This is a genomic window from Luedemannella flava (assembly GCF_039528515.1).
Taxonomy (GTDB): Bacteria; Actinomycetota; Actinomycetes; order Mycobacteriales; family Micromonosporaceae; genus Luedemannella; species Luedemannella flava.
In genome coordinates, this window is record NZ_BAAALT010000139.1 from 1 (window position 1) to 2486 (window position 2486).

The 2486-nt window shown below is 72.0% G+C and carries 1 protein-coding gene; it reads left to right on the forward strand.

What is annotated here, in order from left to right; all coding sequences use genetic code 11:
• Nucleotides 1–71: 71 nt before the first annotated feature.
• On the forward strand, nt 72–2486 hold a 2415-nt coding region (locus ABD211_RS21025; RefSeq protein WP_344134530.1), incomplete at its 3' end, for a condensation domain-containing protein.

Below are 2486 nucleotides of genomic sequence, written 5' to 3' on the forward strand. Positions count from 1 at the left end.
CGAGCTCGACATCCGCCAGATCTTCGACACCCCCACCGTGGCGGAGCTGGCGGCCTGGCTGGCCGCCCCGGTTGGAACTGTCGTCCGCGCAGCGCCGGCTGTGGTTCCTGGGCCAGCTGGAAGGCCCGAGTCCCACCTACAACGCGCCGACCATCGTGCGCCTGCGCGGCCAGCTCGACGTGGGCGCCCTGGGCGCGGCACTGCGGGACGTGATCGTCCGGCACGAGTCGCTGCGCACCGTCTTCCCCACCTCGGAAGGCGAGCCCTACCAGCACATCATCGACCCGGACGAGCTGCGCTGGGAACTCACCGTGGTGCCGTCGGCCGAGTTGCGGCACACCGACCTGAATTTCCTCGACCTCGGCGACCTGACCGAGGGCCCAGCCCGGAACCGGCTGTCCACACTGGATTCGTCCGACGGTCCGTCGGCCGCGGACGACCTGGCCGAGGCGATCGTCCGGGCCAGCCGCACCGCGATCGACCTGTCCGTGGAGCTGCCGCTGAAGGCCTGGCTGTGGCAGGTGGATCCGGACGACCACGTGCTGGTGCTGGTCCTGCACCACATCGCCGGTGACGGCTGGTCGATGGGCCCGCTGGGGCAGGACCTGTCGACCGCGTACGCGGCGCGGGTCCAGGGTCAGGCGCCGCACTGGGAGCCGCTCGCGGTCCAATACGCCGACTACACGCTCTGGCAGCGGGAACTGCTCGGCCGCGAGGATGACCCGGACAGCCGGCTATCGGTCCAGGTCGACTACTGGCGCGACGCGCTGGCCGGCGTACCGGAGGAACTGGCGCTGCCGTTCGACCGGCCCCGCCCGGCCGTGGCCAGCCACCGCGGTCACAGCGTGCCGCTGCGCGTCCCGGCGGCGGTCCACCAGCGGATGGTGCGGCTGGCGCAGGCGGAGGGCGCGACCCCGTTCATGGTGCTGCACGCGGCGGTGGCGGTGCTGCTGTCCCGGCTGGGCGCCGGCGTCGACATCCCGATCGGCTCGGCCGTCGCGGGGCGTACCGATGAAGCCCTCGACGATCTCATCGGCTGCTTCGTCAACACCCTGGTGATCCGTACCGACCTCGACGGCGATCCGACCTTCCGCGATGTGCTGGGCCGGGTCCGCGAGGCCGGTCTCGGTGCGTTGACACACCAGGACGTGCCGTTCGAGCGCCTGGTCGAGGAGCTGGCGCCAGCGCGGTCGCTGGCCCGCCACCCGCTGTTCCAGGTCGTCCTCACCATGCTCAACCCGGTCACCGCGGCCGCCGAGGGCGTCGCCGAGGAGACCCTGCGGTTGCCCGGCCTGCGGTCCCGAGGGTTGTTCGCCGGCAAGCCGACGGCGAAGTTCGACCTCGACGTCCTGGTGGGCGAGGTGTTCGACGTCGACGGCGGGCCGGCCGGACTGCGGGGCGCGTTCACCGTGGCCGACGACCTGTTCAACGCGCCGGCCGCCGGCCGGATCGCCGATTGGCTGGTACGGGTACTGGACCTGGTCACCGGGGCGCCGGACCTGCGGTTGCACGAGGTCCGGCTGATTGATCCGCAGGAGCGGGACCTGGTCGTCCGCGCTTGGAACGACACGGCGGTCGAGGGCACGGCCGAGTCGGTGGTGCGGCTGTTCGAGCGGCAGGCGGCGGCCCGGCCCGATGCGGTCGCGCTGGTGACTGATGACATACATCTGACGTACGCACAGTTGGACGCGCGATCCGGTGCGATCGCGGGTTATCTGCGGTCGTTGGGGGTCGGCCCGGACTCGGTGGTGGGCCTGTGCCTGCCCCGGGGCGCGGAGACGGTCGCCGCCATCCTCGGTGTGTGGAAGGCCGGTGGGGCCTACCTGCCGATCGACGGCGGGCTACCGGTGGAGCGGATCGGGTTCATGCTGACCGACAGCCGTGCACTGGTGGTCCTCGGCGACTCCGACACCGTGGGCGACCTCCCGGCGGGACGGCGGGTGCGGCTGGTGGCGCTGGACGACCCGCTGGTCGCGGCGGTGTTGGCCAGCGGCGCGTCGACGCCGGCCGGGCCGGTCGATCCGGACCGGTTGGCCTATGTCATGTACACCTCCGGGTCGACGGGCGTGCCGAAGGGTGTGGGCGTCACCCAGGGCGCGGTGGCCAATTACGTGCGTTCGGTGTCGGACCGGGTGGGCTGGACCGAGCCGGGATCCCGGTATGCGCTGTTGCAGCCGCAGGTCACCGACCTGGGCAACACGGTGTTGTTCACCAGTCTGGCCACCGGCGGCGAGCTGCATGTGCTGGACGCGGACACGGTGATGGACCCGCAGGCGGTGGCCGACTACTTCGCCGAGCACCGGATCGACGCGGTGAAGGTGGTGCCCTCGCACCTGGCCGCGTTGGCGGCCGAGGTGGGTGTCGAGCGGCTGGTGCCGGCCGGATCGCTGATCCTCGGCGGTGAGGCGGCGCCGGTCGACTGGCTGGACCGGTTGCTCGCGGCAGCGGGGGATCGGCGGGTGTTCAACCACTACGGGCCGACCGAG